The sequence below is a fragment of the Lysinibacillus sp. NPDC056232 genome, assembly GCF_042267565.1.
Lineage (GTDB): Bacteria > Bacillota > Bacilli > Bacillales_A > Planococcaceae > Lysinibacillus.
Map to the genome: position 1 here is coordinate 65,717 of NZ_JBHJTF010000019.1, position 22,980 is coordinate 88,696.

Below are 22,980 nucleotides of genomic sequence, written 5' to 3' on the forward strand. Positions count from 1 at the left end.
ATTTTCATGCGTGTAGAAGATTTTGATTTTGAATTGCCAGAAGAACTTATTGCACAAACACCACTTTTGGACCGTACAGCTAGTCGATTAATGGTAGTGACGCCAGGCTCAACAAATGTAGAGCATCACCATTTTGCTCATATTTTAGATGAGCTACAAGCTGGGGATTGTCTTGTGTTAAATGATACAAGAGTCTTACCAGCGCGTTTAATGGGTGTAAAAGAGGAAACAGGTGCTCATATAGAGGTACTGCTATTAAAGCAAATGGCAGGTACGGATGAATGGGAAACACTTGTTAAACCAGCTAAGCGTGTAAAAGTCGGCACAGTTGTAACATTTGGAGATGGCTTACTGACAGCTACTTGTACAGGAGAGCTTGATCATGGTGGACGTACATTTGAGTTTAAATATAACGGAATTTTTTATGAAATTTTAGAGCAACTTGGTGAGATGCCACTACCTCCATATATTCGCGAAAAATTAGAGGACAAGGATCGCTACCAAACCGTTTATGCAAAAGAGCGCGGCTCAGCAGCAGCACCAACCGCTGGCCTGCATTTTACAGAAGAATTACTAGAGCAGGTGAAAGCAAAAGGGGTCGAAGTTGTATTTATCACTTTACATGTGGGACTGGGAACTTTCCGTCCTGTAAGTGTAGATTCAATTGAAAATCACGAAATGCATTCTGAATTTTATAGTGTAACAGAAGAAACCGCATCTATCATAAACCGCGTAAAGAGTAATGGTGGAAAAGTGATTGCAGTTGGTACAACTTCTACACGTACTTTAGAAACTATCGGTACTAAATATGGAGGCGAAGTACGAGCAGAACAAGGTTGGACGTCTATTTTCATTTATCCAGGATATGAATTTACGGTTGTGGATGGTTTAATCACCAACTTCCATTTACCAAAGTCTACCCTTGTAATGCTTGTTAGTACGCTTGCAACAAAAGAAACAATTTTAAGTGCATATCAACAAGCTGTAGAAGAAAAATATCGTTTCTTTAGCTTTGGTGATGCTATGTTTATTCGTCCAAAAGGAGAATAAAGAAAAAAATCGGAGTACTGTTTTTACTTTAGATAAGAGAGGAATTTTTTATAATATGACACAACCAGCAATTCGTTATGAGCTACTTCATACTTGTAAGCAAACAGGAGCACGCCTTGGCATCGTGCATACGCCGCATGGCTCTTTTGAAACGCCAGCATTTATGCCTGTTGGTACACAAGCAACTGTTAAAACAATGTCACCTGAGGAATTAAAGGAAATGAATGCAGGCATTATTCTGTCAAATACGTATCATTTATGGCTAAGACCAGGGAATGATATTGTGAAGGAAGCAGGGGGCTTGCATAAATTTATGAACTGGGATCGCCCGATTTTAACAGATTCAGGTGGTTTCCAAGTGTTCTCACTTAGTCAATTCCGTAAAATCGAGGAAGAAGGGGTTCATTTCCGCAATCATTTGAATGGGGACAAATTGTTTTTAAGTCCAGAAAAGGCGATGGAAATTCAAAATGATTTAGGTTCGGATATTATGATGGCTTTTGATGAATGTCCACCTTTCCCTGCGACATATGACTATATGCTGCAATCAGTAGACCGTACAACACGTTGGGCTAAACGTTGTAAAGAGGCACATAAACGTCCAGAAGAACAAGGTCTATTCGGTATTATTCAAGGGGGAGAATACGAGGATTTACGCCGTCGTTCTGCAGAAGCATTGGTAGAGCTTGATTTCCCAGGTTATGCAATTGGAGGGCTATCTGTTGGTGAGCCTAAGGACATTATGAACCGAGTATTAGAGTTTACAACACCATTAATGCCAACAAATAAACCACGTTATTTAATGGGTGTAGGTTCACCTGACTCATTAATTGATGGTGCTATTCGAGGCATTGATATGTTTGACTGTGTATTACCAACACGTATTGCACGTAATGGCACATTAATGACATCTGAAGGTCGCTTAGTTGTTAAAAATGCAAAATATGCACGTGATTTCGGGCCAATTGATCCGAACTGTGATTGTTATACATGTAAAAACTATTCACGCGCGTATATTCGTCATCTAATCCGTACAGAAGAAACGTTTGGCATCCGTTTAACGACTTACCATAACTTACACTTCCTATTGAAGTTAATGGAACAAGTACGTGAGGCAATCCGTGAAGACCGTCTTGGCGATTTCCGAGAAGAATTCTTCGAGAAATACGGCTTTAATGAACCAAACGCAAAGAACTTCTAATATTTAGGGAAAAAAGCATGTAAATTTGTGTGGAATTTGAATATTTCTAGCAAAAAAATGTCTATCTTAGAAAAAATATTAGTAATATAGAAAAATTTTGGGCTTGTCCATCGCTTTTTTATGGTGGAATAGTCTATACTAAAAAAGAATTGGAAAGGGGGCAAGAATGATGGACCAACTAATAGGGTTAGCACCAATATTATTAATGTTCGTTGCAATGTGGTTTATTTTAATCCGCCCTGCTAAAAAGAGACAGCAGGAAACACAAAATATGCAGGGTAATTTGCAACGTGGAGATAAAGTGATTACAATCGGTGGTTTACATGGTGAGATTGACTCAATTGAGGACACAACTATAACATTAAAAATCGCAGACAATGTGCGCGTTAAATTTGACCGTCAAGCAATTGGACGAATAGTGAATGGCGACCAAGTAAAATAATAATGAGAAAAAGACTTACATTAATTGTAAGTCTTTTTTGCATCTTTCAGCAAATGTCTTCTGTACCTGTCACTACGCTTTCGGTCAAAAGACATTTGCTGAAATAGAGGAACTCAGTCTAAAAAACACGTTGCTGACGATACGCTTTCGCGCAAAAAACATTTGTTGGCCTAAAGCCTCCGGCGGATCATCAAGTGCCACTATCTTTTAATTTCTTAATTAATTCTGCTCCAGTTTCATTGCCATTTACCGTTATTCTGCTTAAAGCATATACATTATCACCCATAGTAACACCTTTATTTTTAATAACAAAAGCCATTTTAAATCCAACATCTTTCGCTAATTTCATTGCATCTTCAGAATTAGTTCCGTAGGGATAGCTAAGAGCAATTGGTTCATATCCTAACTTTTCTATAATCATTTTCCTGGAAAGAATAAAATCTTTTTTAACCCTTTCTTCGTACTCTTCTTGACTTTCTAGTTTTCCATTAATGTAACTACGACCATATATGGCACCTTTCATTCCTCCGCCGAATGACTGTAATTTATAATGTGAATTCCAAGTATGGCTTTGGATGGTTATATAATCTTTCATTTCTTTTAATTGATCCCAATTCATTTTGGGAATTTCGTTCGGATATGCATTCTTTCCGTTTTTTTCTAGGATGTGACTAGTGATTACAAAGATTTCGGCATGCATTTTGTATTTTTTCAAAATTGGATAAGCTTTTTCGTAGTTGCTTAAATAACCATCGTCAAAAGTTATTAACACCGGATTTTTAGGCAATTTTGTTTTACCGTTCAAGTAATCATATAATTCTTGGGTTGTAATCGAATTGTACCCATTCTCTTTAAGCGTTTTAATTTGATTTTCGAAATTCTCTGGGGAAATGACTGTATTATTATTTACGTCTTTTTCTAAATGGTGATACATAAGAACTGGGATCTTCTCATTTTTAGATCCATAAATAGGGTAAGGTTTAATGAGCCATATACTAGAAGCAACTATAACTAGAAAAATTACTATCCTTTTCATTTTCTCACCTTGTTTTCATGTTTGAATGATCTTGTTAAATCGGAAAGTGGTGGATCATTTACTAACGGAAGTATAAGAGCTGACCTTTTAAACAATAACTACATTATTGTTGGGAAGCATCATGAAATGTCCTTGTTAATTGTCCGAGAAAATTTGATTTTAGAAAAGCAGGAATTATAGCTCCTTTTATTGTACACAAACAACTAAGGTTTATTCTTTTGATTTACGAAAGTTGTACAGCATCATTTCCCTATTATATACAAAAAGGTGTTATTTTGCTAATGTTGTTCGTGCAATTAGACTGTGACTTAATTGAAAACTCGGTTTCCGTAAAGGTTAGCATGCAAAATAAAGTACAAGAAAAATTTTCGAAGACTAAAAAATCAAAGTTATGATATACCATCATCCTGTATAAAAAATGATGAGTAAGGTCACCTTGAATAGTATGGGGGTGACTATATGGAAGAATATTTAACGATTATTTTAAGAACATGTTTTTTATATGTGTTTATCCTAATAATTTTTCGTTTAATGGGTAAACGTGAGGTCGGCGAATTATCTGTAATCGATTTAGTTGTATCCATTTTAATGGCTGAGGTGGCTGCGTTTGCACTTGATGATTTCGAAAGTCCTTTATTTAATGTGATTTTACCAATCATCATATTGTTTTTCATTCAAATAACAACTGCATATATTTCACTCAAAAGTAAAAAATTCCGTGATCTAGTTGATGGTGATCCAGTATTACTGATAAGAGATGGTGTCATTTTAGAAAGTGAAATGCGCAAGCAACGCTATAATTTAGATGATTTGTGTCAACAATTACGCGAAAACGGAAATGCTTCCGTTACAGATATTGCTTACGCCTATTTAGAGCCATCTGGCAATCTGTCCGTATACCAAAAAGATGAAAAGGCATTTGTTTACCCACTGATTATCGACGGTGATATTCAGGATAGGCATTTAAAGGTATTGCATAAAGATGTTGATTGGCTAATGGCAGAGCTTGCTAAAAATAATATTACGGATAGTAACACTGTATTTTTTTGTGTTTGGGAGGAAGATCGGCTGCATATTCAGTTGAAAGAATCTTAAACTTTTTTGGCCAACTTACGAAGGTAGCGCAAATCAGTTATGCGTAATTGATTGGAAACTAGTAAGAATGTAAATAGTAAAAACAAGGTTACACAGCTACTTAAAATTAATGGCAATGGCATTATTTGCATCAGAAAATACTGGGTAACACAAACAGCAATAAAACAGCTATATGGAACAACAAACATTCTAAAACCGGCACGTAAATTTTTACGTTGTCTCACTGTCGCAATATGCAAAAACGAAGTTAGTAAAACGCCAAAGCCAATTGCCACAACGGCACCTTTTTCCTGTATACCAGGCTGAGAGGCGAGCACGAACATGACAAATAGCTTACCAAGACCACCGTAAATGGAGTTCATCATCGCAGCACGTGCCTCACCAATTGCTTGTAATATCGAATGCAAAGGACTTTGAATATAATAAAAGTAAAAAATGGGCGCTAATATTTTCACATAACCTCGATTTTCTTGTAAATGAAAGAGCTTCATAGCTATTTCGTCACCATGAACGAAAAAGTACGTAGCAGCCACACAGCCCACTAAGGAAGATAGTCGTAACGATACAGAAATACGTTCCTGTAGGAGCGGTATATGCTGACGGGCAACCGCGTCACTAACAGCCGGTATAAGGACGATAGAAAGTGCTGCAGACACAAAAGCCGGGAACAATAATAGGGGGACGAGTACACCCGAAATAACCCCGTATAAAATGGTTGCAGCGGAGGCTGTCAAACCAGCCATAGTTAACGCCTTTAAAAATATGATAGGTTCTAAAAACCAAGTAAAGGATCCAAACAGTTTGCTTCCTGCTGAAGGAAGGGCAATTCGTAACATCGGGGAGGCAGGATAAGCCTCGATTTTGTTTTTTCGTGTCAATAATTTTTTCTTTGAGACGATATAATGCATCCACAAGTACAAGAAAGCAACGACTTCAGCTAGAAGCGTAATTCCCATAGCAGAGGCTGCTGTAACGGCAGCATTATTATAGGCAGCCACATAAGGCAGCGTTAAAGTGATGAAGCTAATACGGATAATTTGTTCAATCATTTGAGCCCAAGCTGTTGGTGTAATTTTGGCAATACCTTGTAAATAAGCGCGCAATAACCCAGAGCCAACTGACACTGGTACAGCAAAGAGTGCAATCCAAAGCGTAAATGTTGTCTGTTCATTATGTAAAAGTGTAGTCGATATATATGGTATAGTAAGTGCAACAATCGGCATAAAGACGATCATTCCAATAAATGACCAAAGAATAGCCGTGCGCATAACACCATAGATGCTTTCGCGTTTGTTTTTTGCTAATAACTCTGCTACAATTTTTGCCACCGCGATAGGTAGTCCAAGTTGAATGAGTGAGATGAAGAAAATGAACGCCGGATAGACGGTCATATAAATGCCGACTGCCTCTTCACCAGCGATCCGCATAAATTGCATTCTATAAAAGAAGCCAAAGAGTTTCGATAAAAAAATCACGAACATTAAAAATAGTGTTCCTCGTACAAAAGAACTCATGCCATCCGTCCCTTCTCAAGCCACAAAAATTCATTTACACTATTTGTATGCAAACTTGTCTTACGATACGACTTTGATTGGAGATGATTCAAAATGAGTATGCAGCATGAGCAACTGTTTGAAAAAATCCGTCCTGCAATTGATAGTAAGATGGAAGAGTTTAAACATTATCAATACAATGCCATTACAGCAGAAGAACTATGGCGCTATTGTATAGAGAAAAAATGGCGCAGAAAAAATATTGACCAACTACGCATACATGAAATTATCGCTACTATTTTTGCAGTATCACCGTCCGATATCGTATCATTTAATCAAGTAGAATTCTTACAAATTAATGATTGGTTTACAGAAGTGAATACGGAAGAGTTAAAAATGCTGCTTGGTCCGGTTAAAAGTTAAAAAGAATGTGTGAAATTTGTCAAATAATAAAAGAATACTAAAAGTGTTGAATTGACACCAAGCGCAACGTGTTTCATAATGAGTGTGTTGCGCTTTTTTTATTTGTCTAAGTATATTCACCAAAAACCTCCTAATAGATCTTTTCCAAATTTGGAGGCAAAACACCTATTCAAATACAGGGATAAATTTGCGCGTTATGAACGATTGAAATAAGTAGAGCAATCTTTTTGAAGCACAGGCAACATTATTCTAAAGGAAAAGGAGGAATAAACGTTTCAAAAGGACTTGCTATTTATACTTGTTTGTAGTGTAAGGAATTGCCTTACACCAATTCGAGGAGGATTTATAAATGAAACTAAAAAGTCGTATAGTTGCATTCGTACTACTAATGGTTATTTTTGCAGCAACCATCGGTACGACTGTAGGCGGCGTCTTAAAGGACATTAAGCTAGGCCTTGACTTACAGGGCGGGTTTGAGGTTCTTTATGAGGTGAAAGAATTACACAAGGGAGAAAAAATTACACCGGGTGTTTTGTCGGCAACAGCAACAGCTCTTGGTGAACGTGTAAATGCTATCGGGGTAAGTGAACCGAGCATTCAGGTTGAAGACAAAAATCGTATTCGTGTGCAATTAGCGGGTGTCGAAGACCAAGAATCAGCACGTAAATTATTGTCTACTTCTGCAAATTTAACATTCCGTGATGTCGATGACAATTTATTGCTGGATGGTAATGACTTAAAGCCAGGTGGCGCTAAAGGCTCCTTTGACCAGCAAAATCGTCCAATTGTTTCGTTAACATTAAAGGATGCGAAAAAGTTTGCTGATATAACAAGTAAAATTGCCGCTAAACCAGCAGGTCAAAATTTACTCGTTGTATGGTTAGACTTTGAAGAAGGTGTTGATTCATATAAAGCTGAATCAAAAAAAGCGGAGCCTCGATACGCATCGGCAGCAACAGTTAGCCAAAGATTAGATACAACAGATGTAATGATTAGCGGAAACTTTACAGTTGAAGAAACAAAAAATCTAGCGGATATTTTAGATGCTGGGGCACTGCCTGTAAAGCTTGATGAAATTTATTCTACTTCAGTTGGAGCACAATTTGGTGACCAAGCACTGAAAAGTACAGTTTTCGCTGGCGTTGTGGGTGTAGTAATTATTTTCTTATTTATGCTATTCTACTATCGTTTACCTGGCTTTATTTCCATCATTACACTTGCTATTTTCACTTTCCTAGTACTAGTTGTATTTGGTTGGATTAATGCAGTGTTAACACTCCCAGGTATTGCAGCTATCGTGCTCGGGATAGGGATGGCCGTCGATGCTAATATTTTAGCAGCGGAGCGTATTCGTGAAGAGCTACGAGTAGGTTATTCGGTTAAACAAGCATTCCAGATTGGCTCGAAGGAGTCTTTATCAGCAATTGTCGATGCACAGCTAACTACATTATTAGCAGCTGGTGTATTATTCCAATGGGGTACAAGCTCTGTTAAAGGGTTTGCCACAACATTAATTATTAGTATTTTACTAAGCTTCGTAACAGCAGTTTGGGGCTCTCGTGTATTACAAGGATTACTAGTAAATAGTGGCTATTTCAACAATCCAGCATGGTTTGGTATTCCAAAATCTAAACAGCATAGCCTGGATGAAAATATCGGAACATTAGATTTATCAACGAAATTTGATCGTTTTGATTTTGTGCATAACCGCAAGAAATTCTATACATTCTCATTAGCCATTTTAGTGGCCGGTTTAGTGGTTATTGGCATTTTCCGCTTAAACCTTGGTATTGATTTCTCTAGTGGTACACGTGTGCAAATTGAAGCGGAACAAACGTTGACGAAAGAAGATGTATCTAAATACGTAGATAGTATCGGCTTCCCATCTGAAGATATTGTTCTGACAGGTGAAAAGAGCAACTCTGCGGTTATCCGTTATAAACATGACCTAACACAAGCAGAAATTTTAAAGTTCAAAAAAGAAGCAGGCGAAAAATATGGTCATGAACCTGGCGTAAGTACAGTGTCACCAACTGTCGGTAAAGAGCTTGTGAAAAATGCAATCAAAGCTTTATCTCTTGCGGCTATCGGTATCATTATCTATGTAGCTGTTCGTTTCGAGTGGCGCATGGGTGTTGGAGCAGTTGTCTCGTTACTACATGACGTATTCTTAATTGTTGCTGTATTTAGTTTTATGCGCTTAGAAGTTGATATTACGTTCATTGCAGCTGTACTGACAATTGTCGGTTATTCTATTAATGATACGATCGTTACGTTTGACCGTATGCGTGAAAACTTAGATCGATATGATACGATTAATGACCGTGAAGTGTTAGCAGATATCGTTAACAAATCACTGCGTCAAACAATGGGTCGATCTGTCAACACAGTGTTAACGGTTATTATCGTGACAGTGGCACTTCTTATTTTAGGTGCACCATCGATTCAAAACTTCTCAATCGCGTTATTAGTTGGTTTAATAACAGGTATGTATTCTTCAATTTGTATTGCTGCACAAATCTGGTATTCACTTAAGATTCGTGAAATGAAAAAATCAGATGGTCAAATACGCAAAAAAGAGAAAAAACAATGGGGTACTGACGAGCCTACTGTTTAACATAAGTCTTTAAAACAGGGAAAGGAAACATTTCTTTCCCTGCTTTTTTGATGAAAAAGAGAATCTTCAGGCTTTCATAGGAAAGCTGAAGATTCTTTTTGTTTTTACAGTTTAAATTGTAGTAGTAATGACTGCAGTTGCTGAGCGTTTTTGTTTAATTCCTCAGCCACCTCATTAACCTGTTGCATTGTTGCAGCTTGCTCTTCTACTGCTTCAGCAATGATTTGTGAGTTGCTCGCTGAAATACTCGCACCATTTGCAATTTCTGTTACAGAGGCAGCGACTTCTTCCGTACTTGCTGAAATTTGTTCAGAAGTGGCTGAGATATCTTCAATTTGGTCAGTAAATGCTTGCACAGACGCTGTAATGGATTCAAATGCGTCACCGGCCTCATGAATTTTTGTTACACCATCCTGGACAGATGCTAATCCTTCATGCACAGCAGCTGCTACATTTCTTGTATCCGTTTGAATTTCATTTGTGATGGCAACAATTTGGCCAGCAGATTGATTAGATTCTTCAGCAAGCTTTCGTACTTCATCTGCTACAACCGCGAAGCCTTTGCCATGCTCACCAGCTCGCGCTGCTTCGATGGCAGCATTGAGTGCCAGTAAATTTGTTTGTTCAGTAATAGCCGTAATTACTTTTGTAATTTGCCCGATTTCTTCAGATTGCTTACTTAGCTTTTGTGTTAAATTGGCAATTCGTGTAGTTGATTCAGAAATTGTATCCATCTGCTCTTTGGCAGTTGAAATAGTTCGCCCCCCGGTATTGGCAAGCTGTGTCATACTTATAGCATTGTGATGCAAATTTTGAGTAGCCTCAGCAATTCGTTGTACACCAGCAGCTGTTTCGTCCATAGCTAGAGCACTTTGTTGAGAAGCACTAGCAGATGAAGATAAATGGTTTGACGTATCTTGTACTCGATGTGAAATGTCGCTTGATGTTGTTGTCAGTTCTACAGTGCTTGCGGAAAGTTCTTCAGAAGCAGCAGTTAAATGTGTAGCGTTATCCTGAACATTTTTAAGTAGTACAGATAAGTTCTCTTTTAACGCATTCACTGCTGTGGCAAGTGTACCAATCTCATCTTTTGAGTTATGTTCAAGCTGAGCAATCGTTAAGTCACCGTGTGCTAATGTATCTGCTGCATCAATCACTTTACGAAGCGGTTGAGTGATATAGCGTTTTACAAAATACATAAAATAGAAACCAACGATTGCACTTAAAACAAGTAAGGCAATGGACATAATAATAGCTCTAGCAACTGTTTGGACAACACTGCTTTTAACCTTTTGCAGCTGTTCATCATGATAATTTAATAAATCATTTGTCAGTGTATAAATTTCCTTGTTGTTTTTTGTAACTTCTCCATTTATGTATGATAAAGCTAAATCTGTTTTTCCACTATTAAATGCTTGCACTGCTTGATTAGAACTTGTTAGTAAATCTTGTTGTAATTCGCTTACTTGCTTCATAATATTTTTTGTGTAATCGGAACGAACAATGCCTGAAAGTTCTTGAACCGTCTCTGGTAATAGTTTCTCATAACGCTCTAAATTTGTTTTTGTAGTCTCATCCTTACTATTTAGAACATAGGAGCGTAAAAAGAGTCCTTGTGAGGCAAGCTCTTGTTGTATTTTCTCTGTTAATTGAATTTGTACGATTCTATGATCAAGTACCTCAACTATATCTCCTTCAACTGACTTAAACTGAAAAAATGCAATAATACTTGATATTAAGAGTATACAAGTGAGTGAAATAAAACCTATATTTAGTTTTTTTCGAACGGACATATTCGTTCCTACCTTCTTTTTTTATGTATTAGAGAATGAATGTTCTGGAATTACTATAACTTGATATTTTTACAAGGTCAATACATTATAAATACTTAAAAACGGGTAGTTTCTTTTCCTTTTATTAGTATATAAAGAGGTGGTTTTCCCTTTTATATAATTTCGAAACACCTTTCAACATTTTTCTTTTTCTCTGAATTGATTGACAATTATCGGAGTTTGGCATAGAATAAGGCTAACTTTTTTGTTCGATCCAAGGTAGTTGATCTCGGGAGCGAGGTCAGCCTTAGAACAGATGAGCTGAGTTTAGATGAGAATAGCTGAGAAATTGTTGAATAAGAGTAGTAGCATAAGTGTGCAATTTAGAGAGTCAGTGGATGGTGCGAACTGATTTGTAGCTTATGTGAATGGACTTATGAGAGTCGCTAATTATTAATAGCGAACGGATTCCCCACGTTATAGGGGGGTGCTTCAACTTAGATAAAAGATACGTCAATTTAACAGGCGAACTAAGGCCAAGCACATAAGGGAGAGCAAATATGCTCTAATATGAGGTGGCAACGCGGTCATGATCGTCCTCTGCAATTAGGAAAAATCCTATTTGCAGAGGACTTTTTTTATTGCTTCTATTTGCATGGGGATGAATACTCCAATACTATTGCTAAAAATCGATAGATAAGACCCGCTAATATTTATGTCAAAAAAGAGGGACATTCACTGGAACGGTTTAGGGGGCATAACATGAACTTTTAAAGTATTGTCTAGCTTACCGTCAAAAGTTAGGAAAACATTTGTTAAAACGTACCCTATGTAAATAAGTTGATTGGAGTGGAGGCTGGGCGACTCCTCGGGGATCAGCGATAGAGGAACGAAGGCTAAAACCATCACATCCTGTGATAACGCCTTCGTGACCAACATCGTGTTGGCCCGAGACCCTGCAGCGAAGCGAAGCGAAGCGGCTCATCGGACGCCCCCAGGAAAGCGCCCAGCCGGAACAGAAATCGACCCTACGCTATGATGATGATCCTTTTTATTCAACTTTATTCAATAAAAGTCGCTTCAGTTGCTATACATTTTTTAGTTAAACGTTAGTGAATTTATAAGAAAAGGAGCTTGGTAATTATGCAATCGACGAGTTCAAGAACAAAAATGAAAACTATTAATGCAGATTCTTTAACACCGATTTTAATTTTTAGACGCCTACAAGGGAATCATAAATTTCTGCTTGAGAGTTCAGCACAGCATGAAGGAGCAGGACGTTTTTCTTTTATCGGTGCTAATCCAAGAAAAACGTATAAAGGCTTTGGAGATGAGATTCAAGAATATTCATATGAGACCGGAAACACCTATACACATAAGGGCGACATGTTTGTTTTATTGAAAAGATTAATGCCACGTATATCCAATACGATACAATTCCCATTTTCAGGAGGAGCTGTTGGCTATGTTGGTCATGATGCTACAACGATATTATCGGCTGCTCAGGATAAAGTGCAGCTACCAGATGTGCATTTCCATGTGTATGAGACGGTCATTGTGTTTGATCATGTAACAGATGAGGTTACTTTGATTCATACAAATATTGATGCAGAAAAAAAAGAACCAAATTTAGAAGAGTTAGCGGAGCAGCTTTTAAAAGGTAGAGAGGGTAAGGATACAACTTGTAGCTATGAACCTTTTGAAGCTACTACGAATGAACAATTTGCAGATTCGCTTACATCTATTAAAGCTACTTTAGATGAAGATATTACAAGAGTCGTCCTATCAAAGCATTTTTTAGCAAATTTACAAGGAGATGCATTCGCTTTATATCGTCAATTGCGTAAAAAACATCCTGCTCCTTATATGTATTATGTAGAATTTGAGGAACATGTTGTTTTAGGAACATCTCCTGAAAGCCTAATTCGTGTAAAAGGTGAGCGTGTGATTGCGACACCAACAGAGGGGACATATCCTAGAGGTTCCACAAAAGGTGAAGATTTAGAACATGAACGAAAGTTATATGAAAACACAAATATTAGGGAGTCACATGCTGTACTTGTTTCTGTCGTGCAACAAGAGCTACAGTCTGTATGTTTCCGAGATTCCATTCAAGTCATTGAGGCAATGAGAATTGAGCGTTCAAAGCATGCATTACACATGACATCGAGAGTCGAGGGGCAAATATTACCGATGCTTCATGCACTGGATGTATTAGCTGCAACGTTACCACCCTTTGCATCAACAAGTATTCCAAAGGATCAAGCAAGAAATTATTTAGGAAAATCTGATCAAGCTACTGGGATATTTAGAGGAGCTCTTGGATTTATCGGTTTTAACGGTCATCTTGATTTTGCTTTAACGGGAAAATCCGTTGTCATAGAAAATGAAACAATGCATATGCAAACAACTGTAACGGTGACCAAATACACAAATATCGATGAAAGTTTAAAACAAATAGAAAAGGACGAACAGGAATTTTTGCAGCTACTTGAAAAAGAAGGAGGTTCACATTAATGGAAGGTATTCGTCAAAAAGTACAACAACGAGAGCATTTAATGTATGAGGAAATGCTACAGGCAGCAAAATGGATGTTCCAAGATGACACACCAAAGGAACAAATCGCAAGCTTTTTAACGGCATTATCTGTTAAAGGTGAAACAGCACATGAAGTAGCGGCACTAGCTACCATTATGCGTTCGTTTGCACTAGACGTACCAGCAAAAGCAGAAATCTATATGGATAATTGCGGTACTGGAGGGGATGGTCTTAATACATTTAATATAAGTACAACTTGCGCCTTTGTATTAGCAGGGGCAGGTGTCAAAATGGCGAAGCACGGCAATCGTAAAATTTCTTCGGCATCAGGAAGCTCGGATGTTTTAGAAGCACTCGGTATTCATACGAATATTTCCATTGAGCAAACAGTTGAGCTGTTAGAGAAAGAAGGAATAGCCTTTTTGTATGCTCCAAATGTCCATCCGAAATTAAAGCGGATTGGCGAGGTACGTCGGGCACTAGGCAAGCCAACTATTTTTAATCTTGTCGGTCCACTTACGAATCCAGTGCCTTTATCGACGCAATTTACAGGCATTAATCGTCCTAATTTTGTTATGGAATATGCTTCCGTATTACAAATGCTCGGGCGTGAACGAGCAATGGTCGTTTCTGGGCCACTAGGTTTGGATGAGGCTTCTTTAGCTGGTCAAAATACTTTTATCCTAGTAGATAAGGGAGACTTAATTCCATTTTCATTAACTGCAGAAGAAGCGGGTCTCAGCTATGCACCGATAGAGGCCATTCGTGGAGGTAATGCAGATGAAAATGCTGCTATTATGCGTCAATTATTAGCTGGTGAACAAAGTGCTTATTTTGACACAGTTTTATTGAATGCTGGTATTGGGTTGTTCAGCTATGGAATTGCTGAAACCGTTAAAGAAGGTGTAGAAATGGCGAAGGATAGTATTTTTAGCGGGCGTGCCCTTCAAAAATTAGAGGCAGTCGTTGCTTATAGTGAGCGTATTAAAGAAGTGGAGGTCCGACAATGAATATCTTAAATAAAATTCTCGAACAAAAAAAGATAGAAGTTAGTGCTTTACTTGAACAACCCGACCCGTTAGCTAATTTTACAGAAAAGCTGCGTCCATCATTATTTGAGCGATTGCGAAAAGCTGAAACATTACAAGTTATTTCTGAAATGAAGCGTGCTTCCCCCTCGAAGGGGCTAATCGCAGAAGGGGCAGATCCAGTTGCGCAGGCAAAAACTTATACAGAAGCTGGAGCAGCGGCCATTTCTGTTTTAACAGATAAAAGGTTTTTTAAGGGCTCTTTTGATGATTTAGAGGCAGTTGCAAATGCTGTACAAACGCCACTTCTTTGTAAGGATTTTATGATCGATCGTGTGCAAATTCGATTTGCAAAGGCATCAGGTGCATCCATTATTTTGCTAATTGTAGCCGCGTTAACAGATGAGACATTACGTGACTTGTATAGCTATGCAACAAGCTTAAATTTAGAAGTATTAGTTGAGGTGCATGATCTTGAGGAGCTTGAACGTGCTATTGCAGTTGGTGCCAAACTGATTGGCGTTAATAACCGTGATTTACGTACCTTTGAAGTGAGCTTAGAACGTACACGTGAAATTGCTGAAGCTTTTCCGTTCGAAGAAGAGAAAGTATTAATAAGTGAAAGTGGGATTTGGACGCAAGAAGACGCTAAAGCGGTGACGGCCATGGGAGCTAGTGGCGTTCTTGTAGGTGAGTCATTAATGCGCAGTGGTGATGCAGGTGCTGCGCTAAAAAGTTTACAGGTCAATAAGGTGGGTGCATCTGTATGACGAAGGTGAAAATTTGTGGACTAAAGGAACAACAGCATGTGCAGGCAGCAATAAAGGCAGGAGCGGATGCAATTGGTTTTGTCTTTGCACCAAGTAAACGACGAGTGACGGTTGAACAGGCACAGCAACTAGCCAAACATGTGCCAGAGGGCGTTTTGAAAATCGGTGTTTTTGTCAATCCAGGTGCGGAGGAATTACGCACAGCGATCGAAAGTGTGCCATTAGATTATGTGCAATACCACGGGGAAGAATCTCCGGAGTTTATTCGGCAGCAAGGCTATTCAGCAATCAAAGCTTTGTCCGTGAGAGGTGCTGAAGATGTTCAGGCTGCTGCTAATTATGATGTGGACTACTACTTATTTGATGCACCAGGGACAGATTTTAAAGGAGGCAGTGGTCACACGTTTGATTGGACCCTCCTAGAGATGGTAGGGATTCCGCGAGAAAAGTTAATTTTAGCAGGTGGTTTGCAAGCTGAAAATATTGAAGAAGCGGTGTCGCTGGTGTCGCCGTTTATGGTAGATGTATCGAGTGGTGTGGAGACAGACGGTGTGAAAGACATAGCAAAAATAACCGCATTTATACAGGCAGTAAAGAAGGGGAGAGCATAGTGGAGAATTCAATTGCAAATAGTGTACCGACAAAGGAAGGGCGATACGGAAAATTTGGTGGACAATTTGTTCCAGAAACATTAATGACAGCTTTGTTGGAATTAGAGGCGGCATATGATGAGGCAATGAATGATCAAGTGTTTACTGAGGAACTAGCCTATTATTTACAACAATACGTTGGTCGTGAGACGCCATTGTATTACGCAGAAAATTTAACAAAAGAGCTAGGAGGCGCGAAGGTTTATTTAAAGCGTGAAGATTTAAATCACACTGGAGCCCATAAGATTAATAATGCGATTGGTCAAGCGCTTCTTGCAAAACGAATGGGTAAAAGAAAAATAGTGGCAGAAACAGGTGCAGGACAGCATGGAGTGGCCACGGCAACTGCATGCGCATTATTGAATCTTGAATGTGTTGTATTTATGGGTGCCGAGGATATAAAACGCCAACAGTTGAATGTGTTTCGCATGGAGTTACTCGGTACAAAAGTGGAATCTGTAGAAACAGGTTCAAAAACATTGAAGGATGCCGTCAATGCAGCACTGCGCTACTGGGTGACGAATGTTGAGGATACTCATTATATTTTAGGCTCAGCTTTAGGACCACATCCATTCCCGAAAATCGTAAGGGATTTTCAGCGTGTAATTGGTGTTGAAACTAGAGAGCAGATTTTAAAAAAGGAAGGACGTTTACCAGATGCAGTCATTGCTTGTATAGGTGGTGGGAGTAATGCAATCGGTATGTTCCATCCTTTCGTCGACGACGAGACTGTAGCGCTATACGGAGTAGAGGCTGCAGGCAGTGGCATTGAGACAGGTAAGCATGCAGCAGCAATTGCGGGTGGACAGCTAGGCGTTTTACATGGTGCATACATGTATTTATTACAAGATGAAAATGGTTTTGTGCAGGAAGCACATTCTATTTCAGCTGGTCTAGATTATCCAGGGAAAGGTCCAGAGCATTGTTATTTACATGAAATTGGGCGTGTCCAATTTGATTCGATTACAGATAGTGAAGCACTTGAGGGTTTGCAATTACTGAGTAAAACAGAAGGTATACTACCTGCACTAGAAAGCTCGCATGCCATTGCTTATACAGCAAAACTTGCGAAGACAATGTCTACAGATGACATCATTGTTGTGTGCTTATCCGGCCGAGGAGATAAGGATGTTCATACTGTCCGTAAAGCATTAGGAGGAGATGTGTAATGACGACACTACAGCAGGCAATTGAACAATCGAAGATCGCTGGTAATAAAGCATTTATACCATATATTATGGCCGGCGATGGGGGTCTAGAAACTTTGAAGCCAACGATCCTAAAGCTACAGCAAATGGGGGTAACAGCAATTGAAGTGGGTATACCGTTCACTGATCCTGTAGCTGATGGGCCGACGATAGAGCAAGCAGGTGAACGGGCTTTAGCAGAAGGTGTGACATTACGTAAAGTGCTAGAAGCATTAGCATCATTTAAAGAAGACATTCAAGTTCCGTTAGTTGTTATGACTTATTTTAATCCTGTTTTAGCTTTTGGGTTAGAGTCTTTCGCGAAGGCTTGTGTAGCGGGGGGCGTTAAAGGATTAATCGTTCCTGATGTACCACTTGAAGAAAGTGCCGTTTTACGTGACACATTAAATCCTCAAGATATCGACATCGTTCAACTTGTATCGTTAACAAGTCCTCCAGAGCGAATTGCACGTATCGCGGCTGCTAGTCAAGGCTTCGTTTATGCTGTGACAGTCAATGGAATCACAGGGGCTCGCACAAGCTTTGCAAATGATTTACATGATCATTTTGCTCGCTTACGTGAAGTAAGTCAAATACCAGTACTAGCTGGCTTTGGAATTTCAACACCCGAGCAAGTGGTTAGCATGGGGGCACTTAGTGATGGCGTAATCGTTGGTAGTGCGATCGTGACAGCATTGCATGAAGGTGATTTAGATAAGGTTGAAGCATTAGTATTTGCTTCAAAAGGTGTATTTCAGAAGTCTACTCTTTAATGGAGTAGGCTTTTTTCTTTTGAGACTGGTATCCAAGGCTTTGGCGGCTCTATCCGCGACTTTGGTGGCTCTATCCATGACTTTGGCGGCTCTATCGATGAATTTGGCAGCTCTATCGATGAATTTGGCGGCTCTATCCACGACTTTGAGGTTCTACCCATGAATTTGGCGGCTCTATCCACGACTTTGAGGTTCTACCCATGAATTTGGCGGCTCTATCCATGAATTTGGCGGCTCTATCCATGACTTTGAGGTTCTACCCAAGGCTTTGACGGTTCTATCGACGACTTCGGTTCTTCTAACAACGACTCTGACGGTTCTAACCACGACTTTGACTCTTCTATCTGTCACTCTGACTTCTATCCTTCGAGTAGTTTAGTAAAACCAACGGATTGAATTGAAAATCTAATGGATAAAACTATCATTCTGACAAATAGTGCGGATAGGCTAGATTTTCTGTATAATAGCCTACGTAAGGAAGTGAAAAGATGATTCTATCGAAAAAGAGATGGCAGGTAGAGCACCCAGACGCTAAGCTTGTCCAAACATTACAAAATGACCTACAACTTTCTGCGATTGCAGCGAAAATTTTAGCAGCTCGAGGCTGCGAAACAACTGCTGACGCAGAGAGCTTATTAAATATGACAGAAGCAAGTATCCATGATCCGTTTTTAATGCATGGTATGGCAGAAGCTGTGGCACGTATAGAGCATGCGCTTGAAAACGGAGAGAAAATCCTTGTATTTGGCGATTACGACGCGGATGGTGTCTCAAGCACGACAGTAATGCTGAATGTGTTGCTTGATCTAGGTGCCGATGTATCGTTTAAAATACCGAATCGTTTTATTCATGGCTATGGACCGAATGAGGCGCTATTTCGTGAAGCACATGACGAGGGTGTTCAGCTAATTATAACAGTTGATAATGGTATTTCAGGCATGGAACCGATTCGAATTGCGAAGGAACTAGGTATGGATGTTATCGTTACAGATCACCATGAACCAGGCGATGAATTACCACCTGCCGATATTATTTTACATCCTCGTATACCAGAAGGACATTATCCATTTGGCGAGCTTGCAGGTGTAGGGGTAGCTTTTAAGTTAGCACATGCTCTATGTGGAGAACTGCCAACGCAGCTATTTGAATATGTAGCTATTGGAACAGTAGCGGATTTAGTACCATTAGTTGATGAAAATCGCTACCTAGTAAAACGAGGAATAGAAGAAATGCGCCGTTCACTCAGCCCTTGGGTACAAGCAATGTGTGAAGTAGCCAGTGCAGAGCAAGCTAAAATTAGCGAAGAAACAATCGGTTTTTACTTTGGACCGCGCTTAAATGCTGTTGGTCGTCTAGGAGAAGCGGCGCCAGGTGTAGAGCTATTAATGGCTGAGGATAATGCTAAGGCAATAGCAATAGCGAAACAGCTTAATACGTGTAATAGTGAGCGCAAAGATATCGTAAAAAGTATTACAGATGAGGCCATTGCTCTCATTGAATCAGATAAAAAGGTTGGGGAGTCACTCGTTTTAGTTATTGCTGGAGAAGGCTGGAATGCTGGAGTCGTAGGAATTGTCGCATCTCGTCTTGTCGAGCTTTATTATCGTCCAACAATTGTACTTTCACTAGACCATGAAAAAGGAACAGCTAAAGGTTCAGCCCGTAGTATAGAAGGGTTCCATTTATTTAATGAACTAGCAAAGAATCGAGATATATTACCTCATTTCGGTGGGCATCCTATGGCAGCGGGGATGACATTATCAATTGAGCATGTGGATGAATTAAGATCACGACTAGATACTCAAGCAAGAGCATGTTTATCAGAAGAGCAATTGACACCTGTACTCAATATTGATATACCACTAAAAATGGATGAAATTTCAGCAGATGCCATTGAAGAGATTTCAACGCTTGGTCCATATGGTACGGATTTTCCGAAGCCTGTTTATGTGCTTGAAGATGTGGAGATATCTTCTATGCGAAAAATTGGAGCAGCAGAGAATCATATAAAAATGGAATTGACCGATGGCTACGAAAAACTGGATAGTGTTGGTTTCAATAAGGGACATTTACACGACGAGTTAACGTACGGAATAAAAGTGTCATTTACTGGGGATTTACAAATTAACGAATGGCAAGGACGTAAAAAAGCACAATTTATGATAGAAGATGTCCAAACGACTGAATGGCAATTATTTGATATTCGTGGTATTCGTCAAACATCACGCTGGTTAAATACGGTCCCAAAAGAGGAGGCAACATTCATCGCCTTCCGTCCAGAGACGGTGACCTATTACCAATCTCTAATTGGTGTTCCAATCCTAGCAGTGGATCCTACGCTTTCAAATGTAGAACAAACCAATTATATCGTGCTACTAGATTTGCCACAAAATGTTCAAATGTTAGAAGATGTCTTGCGAAAAACAGCCTCTTCCCGAATTTATGCACATTTTTACATGCCTGATTCTCAGTATTTCAGTGGTTTGCCTACACGTGAGCAATTCTCCTGGTATTATAAGTTTTTGAAAAATCGTCCTGCTTTTCCACTGAATATGCATTTGGCTGAATTAGCGAAGCATACAGGTTGGCCATTAGATGCATTAAAATTTATGACACAGGTGTTTTTTGAACTTGATTTTGTTAAAATGGAGAGTGGACTGACGACTGTCAACGTGAATGCACCAAAAAAGGCACTTGCAGAGGCACCGTCTTACAAACAGCGTTCAGAACAGATTGAAATGGAGCAAAAGCTTGTATATGCCCCTTATATAGAATTAAAACAATGGTTTGATGAACGATTACATTAATATACGAAAAAGTTTCGTAGGAGGAACAATAACATGGATTTAAAGCAATACGTAACAACGGTTGAAAACTGGCCGAAAGAGGGCATCAGCTTCAAAGATATTACAACAATTATGGATAACGGTCCTGCATACAAATATGCAACAGATCAAATCGTAAGTTACGCAAAAGAATTAGGTGCTGAAATTATAGTAGGTCCTGAGGCTCGAGGCTTCATTATCGGATGTCCAGTTGCATATGCGCTTGAAATTGGTTTTGCGCCTGTTCGTAAACCAGGAAAATTACCACGTGAAGTGATAAGTGCTGATTACGGGCTTGAGTACGGTAAAGATACGCTTACAATGCACAAAGATGCAATTAAACCAGGTCAAAAAGTATTAATCTGTGATGATTTACTTGCGACAGGTGGTACAGTTGAAGCGACTGTACGTTTAATTGAACAATTAGGTGGTCAAGTTGTTGGCTGTGCATTCCTTATCGAGTTAACAGAGCTAAACGGTCGTGCAAAACTTGGCGACATAAACATAAAAACACTTATTCAATATTAATAAATGATTGGTTACTTGCTAAATGAATTGGTTGATTGTAGTGGAGACTGGTCGCCCCCAGGAAAGAGCCCAGCCGGAACGGAAATCAACCTCTCGTTTTGCAGAAGAGTCATACAATAATATGAAAAGCGTCACATTTTTGTGGCGTTTTTTTATTTATAAGGCTGTTTTCGAAAAGATTGTTGCTAGTCTACTAACGGAGCAGTTTACTTCAATAAGGACGATACGACCTAAAGGCAGACTAACTATATGTCTGCCGATTTTTTTTAAATTTTTGTAACGAAACTTACTGTACTTAGTCTTAATTATGAAAGGAGGTAGAAATGTGACTGAGTTTGAGAGTATATACAATCAATATTTCCGAGATGTTCACTCGTTTGTATTATCATTAAGTCGCAATGAAAAGATAGCAGAAGAAATAACACAAGAAACTTTTTTTAAGGCTTTAAAAAGCATTGATAATTTCAAAGGCAATTGCAAAATCAATGTATGGCTTTGTCAAATAGCAAAAAATACATACTTTACCTATCTCGATAAACAAAAGCGATATGCTACAGACGATATACCAGAAGAAATAAGCGAGAATAGCATTGAATCAATAATAGTGAATAAAGAAGAAACCTTCCATTTACATAAGGTCTTACATCGCTTAGAAGAGCCTTATAAAGAAGTTTTTACATTAAGAGTGTTTGGAGAACTGTCCTTTAAACAAATAAGTCAACTTTTTGAAAAAACGGAGAGTTGGGCAAGAGTAACATTTCACCGAGCTAAAGGTAAAATTCAAGATTTACTGAGGGAGGAATAGATATGAGTAATAAAGTGTCATGTGAAATAATTAAAGATATGCTTCCGTTGTATTATGACGATGTATGCAGTGATGAGAGCAAAAGAATGGTAGAAGAACACCTTGTTGGGTGTCATAATTGTAAAAATGAATTAGATAGATTAAAAGCTGATTTTAAATTACCGAAAGAAGAAATCGAAACAATTAGAAATGATAGTAATGTTATAAAAAATATTTCTTCTTTTTGGAATCAGTCAAGAATTAAATCCTTTATGAAAGGGATAATTATTAGTGCATTATTGTTTTCGCTTATCATTTTTGGGTATTTTGGTTTGTTTAATTGGCAAATCATAAGCGTTTCAACTGATAAGGTAGATATAAAGAATGTAAGCCAATTGGCAGACAGCAAAATTTTCTATTATGCTGAGACAAATGATGGTTATAGTTTGGATAGGTTAAAATACGATATGGATAAGGAAGGTAACTTTTATATTACTCCTTTACGACCAATGATTAAGCAAGAAGCACAACCACATAACGGTTTTGAAAAGAGATATTATTTTATTGACATTAAGTACCAGGAAAAAGAACGTGGTAAGGAGATAAAAATGATTTATTATGGAACTCCAAAAGATAAAATTTTGATTTGGGAAAAGGGAATGGATTTACCAAAAGTAAGTGAAGAAATAGAAAATATGTATTATGATGGTAAATAATGTTAATGTAGAATGTGAATAATTTTATTTAGAAGTGCAACTATGAAATCTG

20 protein-coding genes and 1 other annotated feature are annotated in these 22,980 nt (G+C 38.6%); of the genes, 16 read left to right on the plus strand and 4 right to left on the minus strand.

Annotation, left to right across the window (positions count from 1 at the left end; translation table 11 throughout):
* Positions 1 to 6 precede the first annotated feature (6 nt).
* The 3 genes from queA (at position 7) to yajC (ending at position 2,693) form a co-directional block, all read left to right on the plus strand.
* A complete protein-coding gene (gene queA, locus ACFCYJ_RS15030) occupies positions 7 to 1,050 on the plus strand; it encodes a tRNA preQ1(34) S-adenosylmethionine ribosyltransferase-isomerase QueA (RefSeq protein WP_376074738.1) in 1,044 nt (347 codons plus the stop codon).
* Positions 1,051 to 1,105: 55 nt separating this feature from the next.
* Positions 1,106 to 2,251 (plus strand): tRNA guanosine(34) transglycosylase Tgt, encoded by a 1,146-nt coding sequence (gene tgt / locus ACFCYJ_RS15035; protein ID WP_376074739.1) that lies wholly within the window; start codon positions 1,106 to 1,108, stop codon positions 2,249 to 2,251.
* Between the two features lie 169 nt (positions 2,252 to 2,420).
* On the plus strand, positions 2,421 to 2,693 hold the full coding sequence (yajC, locus tag ACFCYJ_RS15040; protein WP_376074758.1) for a preprotein translocase subunit YajC: 273 nt from the start codon (positions 2,421 to 2,423) through the stop codon (positions 2,691 to 2,693).
* 190 nt (positions 2,694 to 2,883) lie between these two features.
* Here yajC and ACFCYJ_RS15045 read toward each other — a convergent pair whose 3' ends face one another.
* On the minus strand, positions 2,884 to 3,729 hold the full coding sequence (locus ACFCYJ_RS15045) for a polysaccharide deacetylase family protein (protein WP_376074740.1): 846 nt from the start codon (positions 3,727 to 3,729) through the stop codon (positions 2,884 to 2,886).
* A 459-nt stretch (positions 3,730 to 4,188) separates the two neighbouring features.
* On the opposite strand from ACFCYJ_RS15045, the gene ACFCYJ_RS15050 reads away from it, so the two are divergent.
* Positions 4,189 to 4,824: a DUF421 domain-containing protein gene (locus ACFCYJ_RS15050; RefSeq protein ID WP_376074741.1), complete on the plus strand. Its 636-nt coding sequence runs from the start codon at positions 4,189 to 4,191 to the stop codon at positions 4,822 to 4,824.
* Here the strand turns inward: ACFCYJ_RS15050 and ACFCYJ_RS15055 are convergent.
* Entirely contained in the window at positions 4,821 to 6,338 is a 1,518-nt protein-coding gene (locus ACFCYJ_RS15055) for a putative polysaccharide biosynthesis protein (protein WP_376074742.1), read from the minus strand. The two genes, ACFCYJ_RS15050 and ACFCYJ_RS15055, sit on opposite strands and share 4 nt — an antisense overlap.
* A 93-nt stretch (positions 6,339 to 6,431) precedes the next feature.
* On the opposite strand from ACFCYJ_RS15055, the gene ACFCYJ_RS15060 reads away from it, so the two are divergent.
* Positions 6,432 to 6,740 (plus strand): post-transcriptional regulator, encoded by a 309-nt coding sequence (locus ACFCYJ_RS15060; RefSeq protein ID WP_376074743.1) that lies wholly within the window; start codon positions 6,432 to 6,434, stop codon positions 6,738 to 6,740.
* Positions 6,741 to 7,089: 349 nt separating this feature from the next.
* On the plus strand, positions 7,090 to 9,357 hold the full coding sequence (gene secDF, locus ACFCYJ_RS15065; protein WP_376074744.1) for a protein translocase subunit SecDF: 2,268 nt from the start codon (positions 7,090 to 7,092) through the stop codon (positions 9,355 to 9,357).
* Positions 9,358 to 9,461: 104 nt separating this feature from the next.
* Here the strand turns inward: secDF and ACFCYJ_RS15070 are convergent, their stop codons facing one another.
* A complete protein-coding gene (locus tag ACFCYJ_RS15070; RefSeq protein WP_376074745.1) occupies positions 9,462 to 11,150 on the minus strand; it encodes a methyl-accepting chemotaxis protein in 1,689 nt (562 codons plus the stop codon).
* 322 nt (positions 11,151 to 11,472) lie between these two features.
* Positions 11,473 to 11,733 (plus strand) — a binding site (T-box leader).
* Between the two features lie 189 nt (positions 11,734 to 11,922).
* A complete protein-coding gene (locus tag ACFCYJ_RS15075; RefSeq protein WP_376074746.1) occupies positions 11,923 to 12,114 on the minus strand; it encodes a hypothetical protein in 192 nt (63 codons plus the stop codon).
* Positions 12,115 to 12,272: 158 nt separating this feature from the next.
* Here ACFCYJ_RS15075 and ACFCYJ_RS15080 point away from each other — a divergent pair, with 158 nt between their 5' ends.
* The 10 genes from ACFCYJ_RS15080 to ACFCYJ_RS15125 all read left to right on the plus strand — a co-directional run bounded on the left by ACFCYJ_RS15080 (position 12,273) and on the right by ACFCYJ_RS15125 (position 22,928).
* A complete protein-coding gene (locus ACFCYJ_RS15080; RefSeq protein ID WP_376074747.1) occupies positions 12,273 to 13,646 on the plus strand; it encodes a chorismate-binding protein in 1,374 nt (457 codons plus the stop codon).
* Positions 13,646 to 14,677, plus strand: a complete 1,032-nt coding sequence (trpD, locus tag ACFCYJ_RS15085) for an anthranilate phosphoribosyltransferase (protein ID WP_376074748.1) — start codon at positions 13,646 to 13,648, stop codon at positions 14,675 to 14,677. The genes ACFCYJ_RS15080 and trpD overlap by 1 nt, the downstream gene beginning before the upstream one ends.
* A complete protein-coding gene (gene trpC, locus ACFCYJ_RS15090; protein WP_376074749.1) occupies positions 14,674 to 15,465 on the plus strand; it encodes an indole-3-glycerol phosphate synthase TrpC in 792 nt (263 codons plus the stop codon). The genes trpD and trpC overlap by 4 nt, the downstream gene beginning before the upstream one ends.
* On the plus strand, positions 15,462 to 16,076 hold the full coding sequence (locus ACFCYJ_RS15095) for a phosphoribosylanthranilate isomerase (protein WP_376074750.1): 615 nt from the start codon (positions 15,462 to 15,464) through the stop codon (positions 16,074 to 16,076). Before trpC ends, ACFCYJ_RS15095 begins: the two co-directional genes overlap by 4 nt.
* On the plus strand, positions 16,076 to 17,284 hold the full coding sequence (gene trpB, locus ACFCYJ_RS15100) for a tryptophan synthase subunit beta (RefSeq protein WP_483869486.1): 1,209 nt from the start codon (positions 16,076 to 16,078) through the stop codon (positions 17,282 to 17,284). Before ACFCYJ_RS15095 ends, trpB begins: the two co-directional genes overlap by 1 nt.
* The gene (gene trpA, locus ACFCYJ_RS15105) at positions 17,284 to 18,075 is read left to right on the plus strand and encodes a tryptophan synthase subunit alpha (RefSeq protein ID WP_376074751.1); all 792 of its coding nucleotides are present in this window, start codon (positions 17,284 to 17,286) and stop codon (positions 18,073 to 18,075) included. The genes trpB and trpA overlap by 1 nt, the downstream gene beginning before the upstream one ends.
* A 488-nt stretch (positions 18,076 to 18,563) precedes the next feature.
* On the plus strand, positions 18,564 to 20,882 hold the full coding sequence (gene recJ, locus ACFCYJ_RS15110) for a single-stranded-DNA-specific exonuclease RecJ (protein ID WP_376074752.1): 2,319 nt from the start codon (positions 18,564 to 18,566) through the stop codon (positions 20,880 to 20,882).
* A 33-nt stretch (positions 20,883 to 20,915) separates the two neighbouring features.
* The gene (locus tag ACFCYJ_RS15115; protein WP_053484790.1) at positions 20,916 to 21,428 is read left to right on the plus strand and encodes an adenine phosphoribosyltransferase; all 513 of its coding nucleotides are present in this window, start codon (positions 20,916 to 20,918) and stop codon (positions 21,426 to 21,428) included.
* 325 nt (positions 21,429 to 21,753) lie between these two features.
* A complete protein-coding gene (locus ACFCYJ_RS15120) occupies positions 21,754 to 22,233 on the plus strand; it encodes an RNA polymerase sigma factor (protein ID WP_376074753.1) in 480 nt (159 codons plus the stop codon).
* A gap of 2 nt (positions 22,234 to 22,235) precedes the next feature.
* Positions 22,236 to 22,928: a zf-HC2 domain-containing protein gene (locus tag ACFCYJ_RS15125; protein WP_376074754.1), complete on the plus strand. Its 693-nt coding sequence runs from the start codon at positions 22,236 to 22,238 to the stop codon at positions 22,926 to 22,928.
* Positions 22,929 to 22,980: the final 52 nt, after the last annotated feature.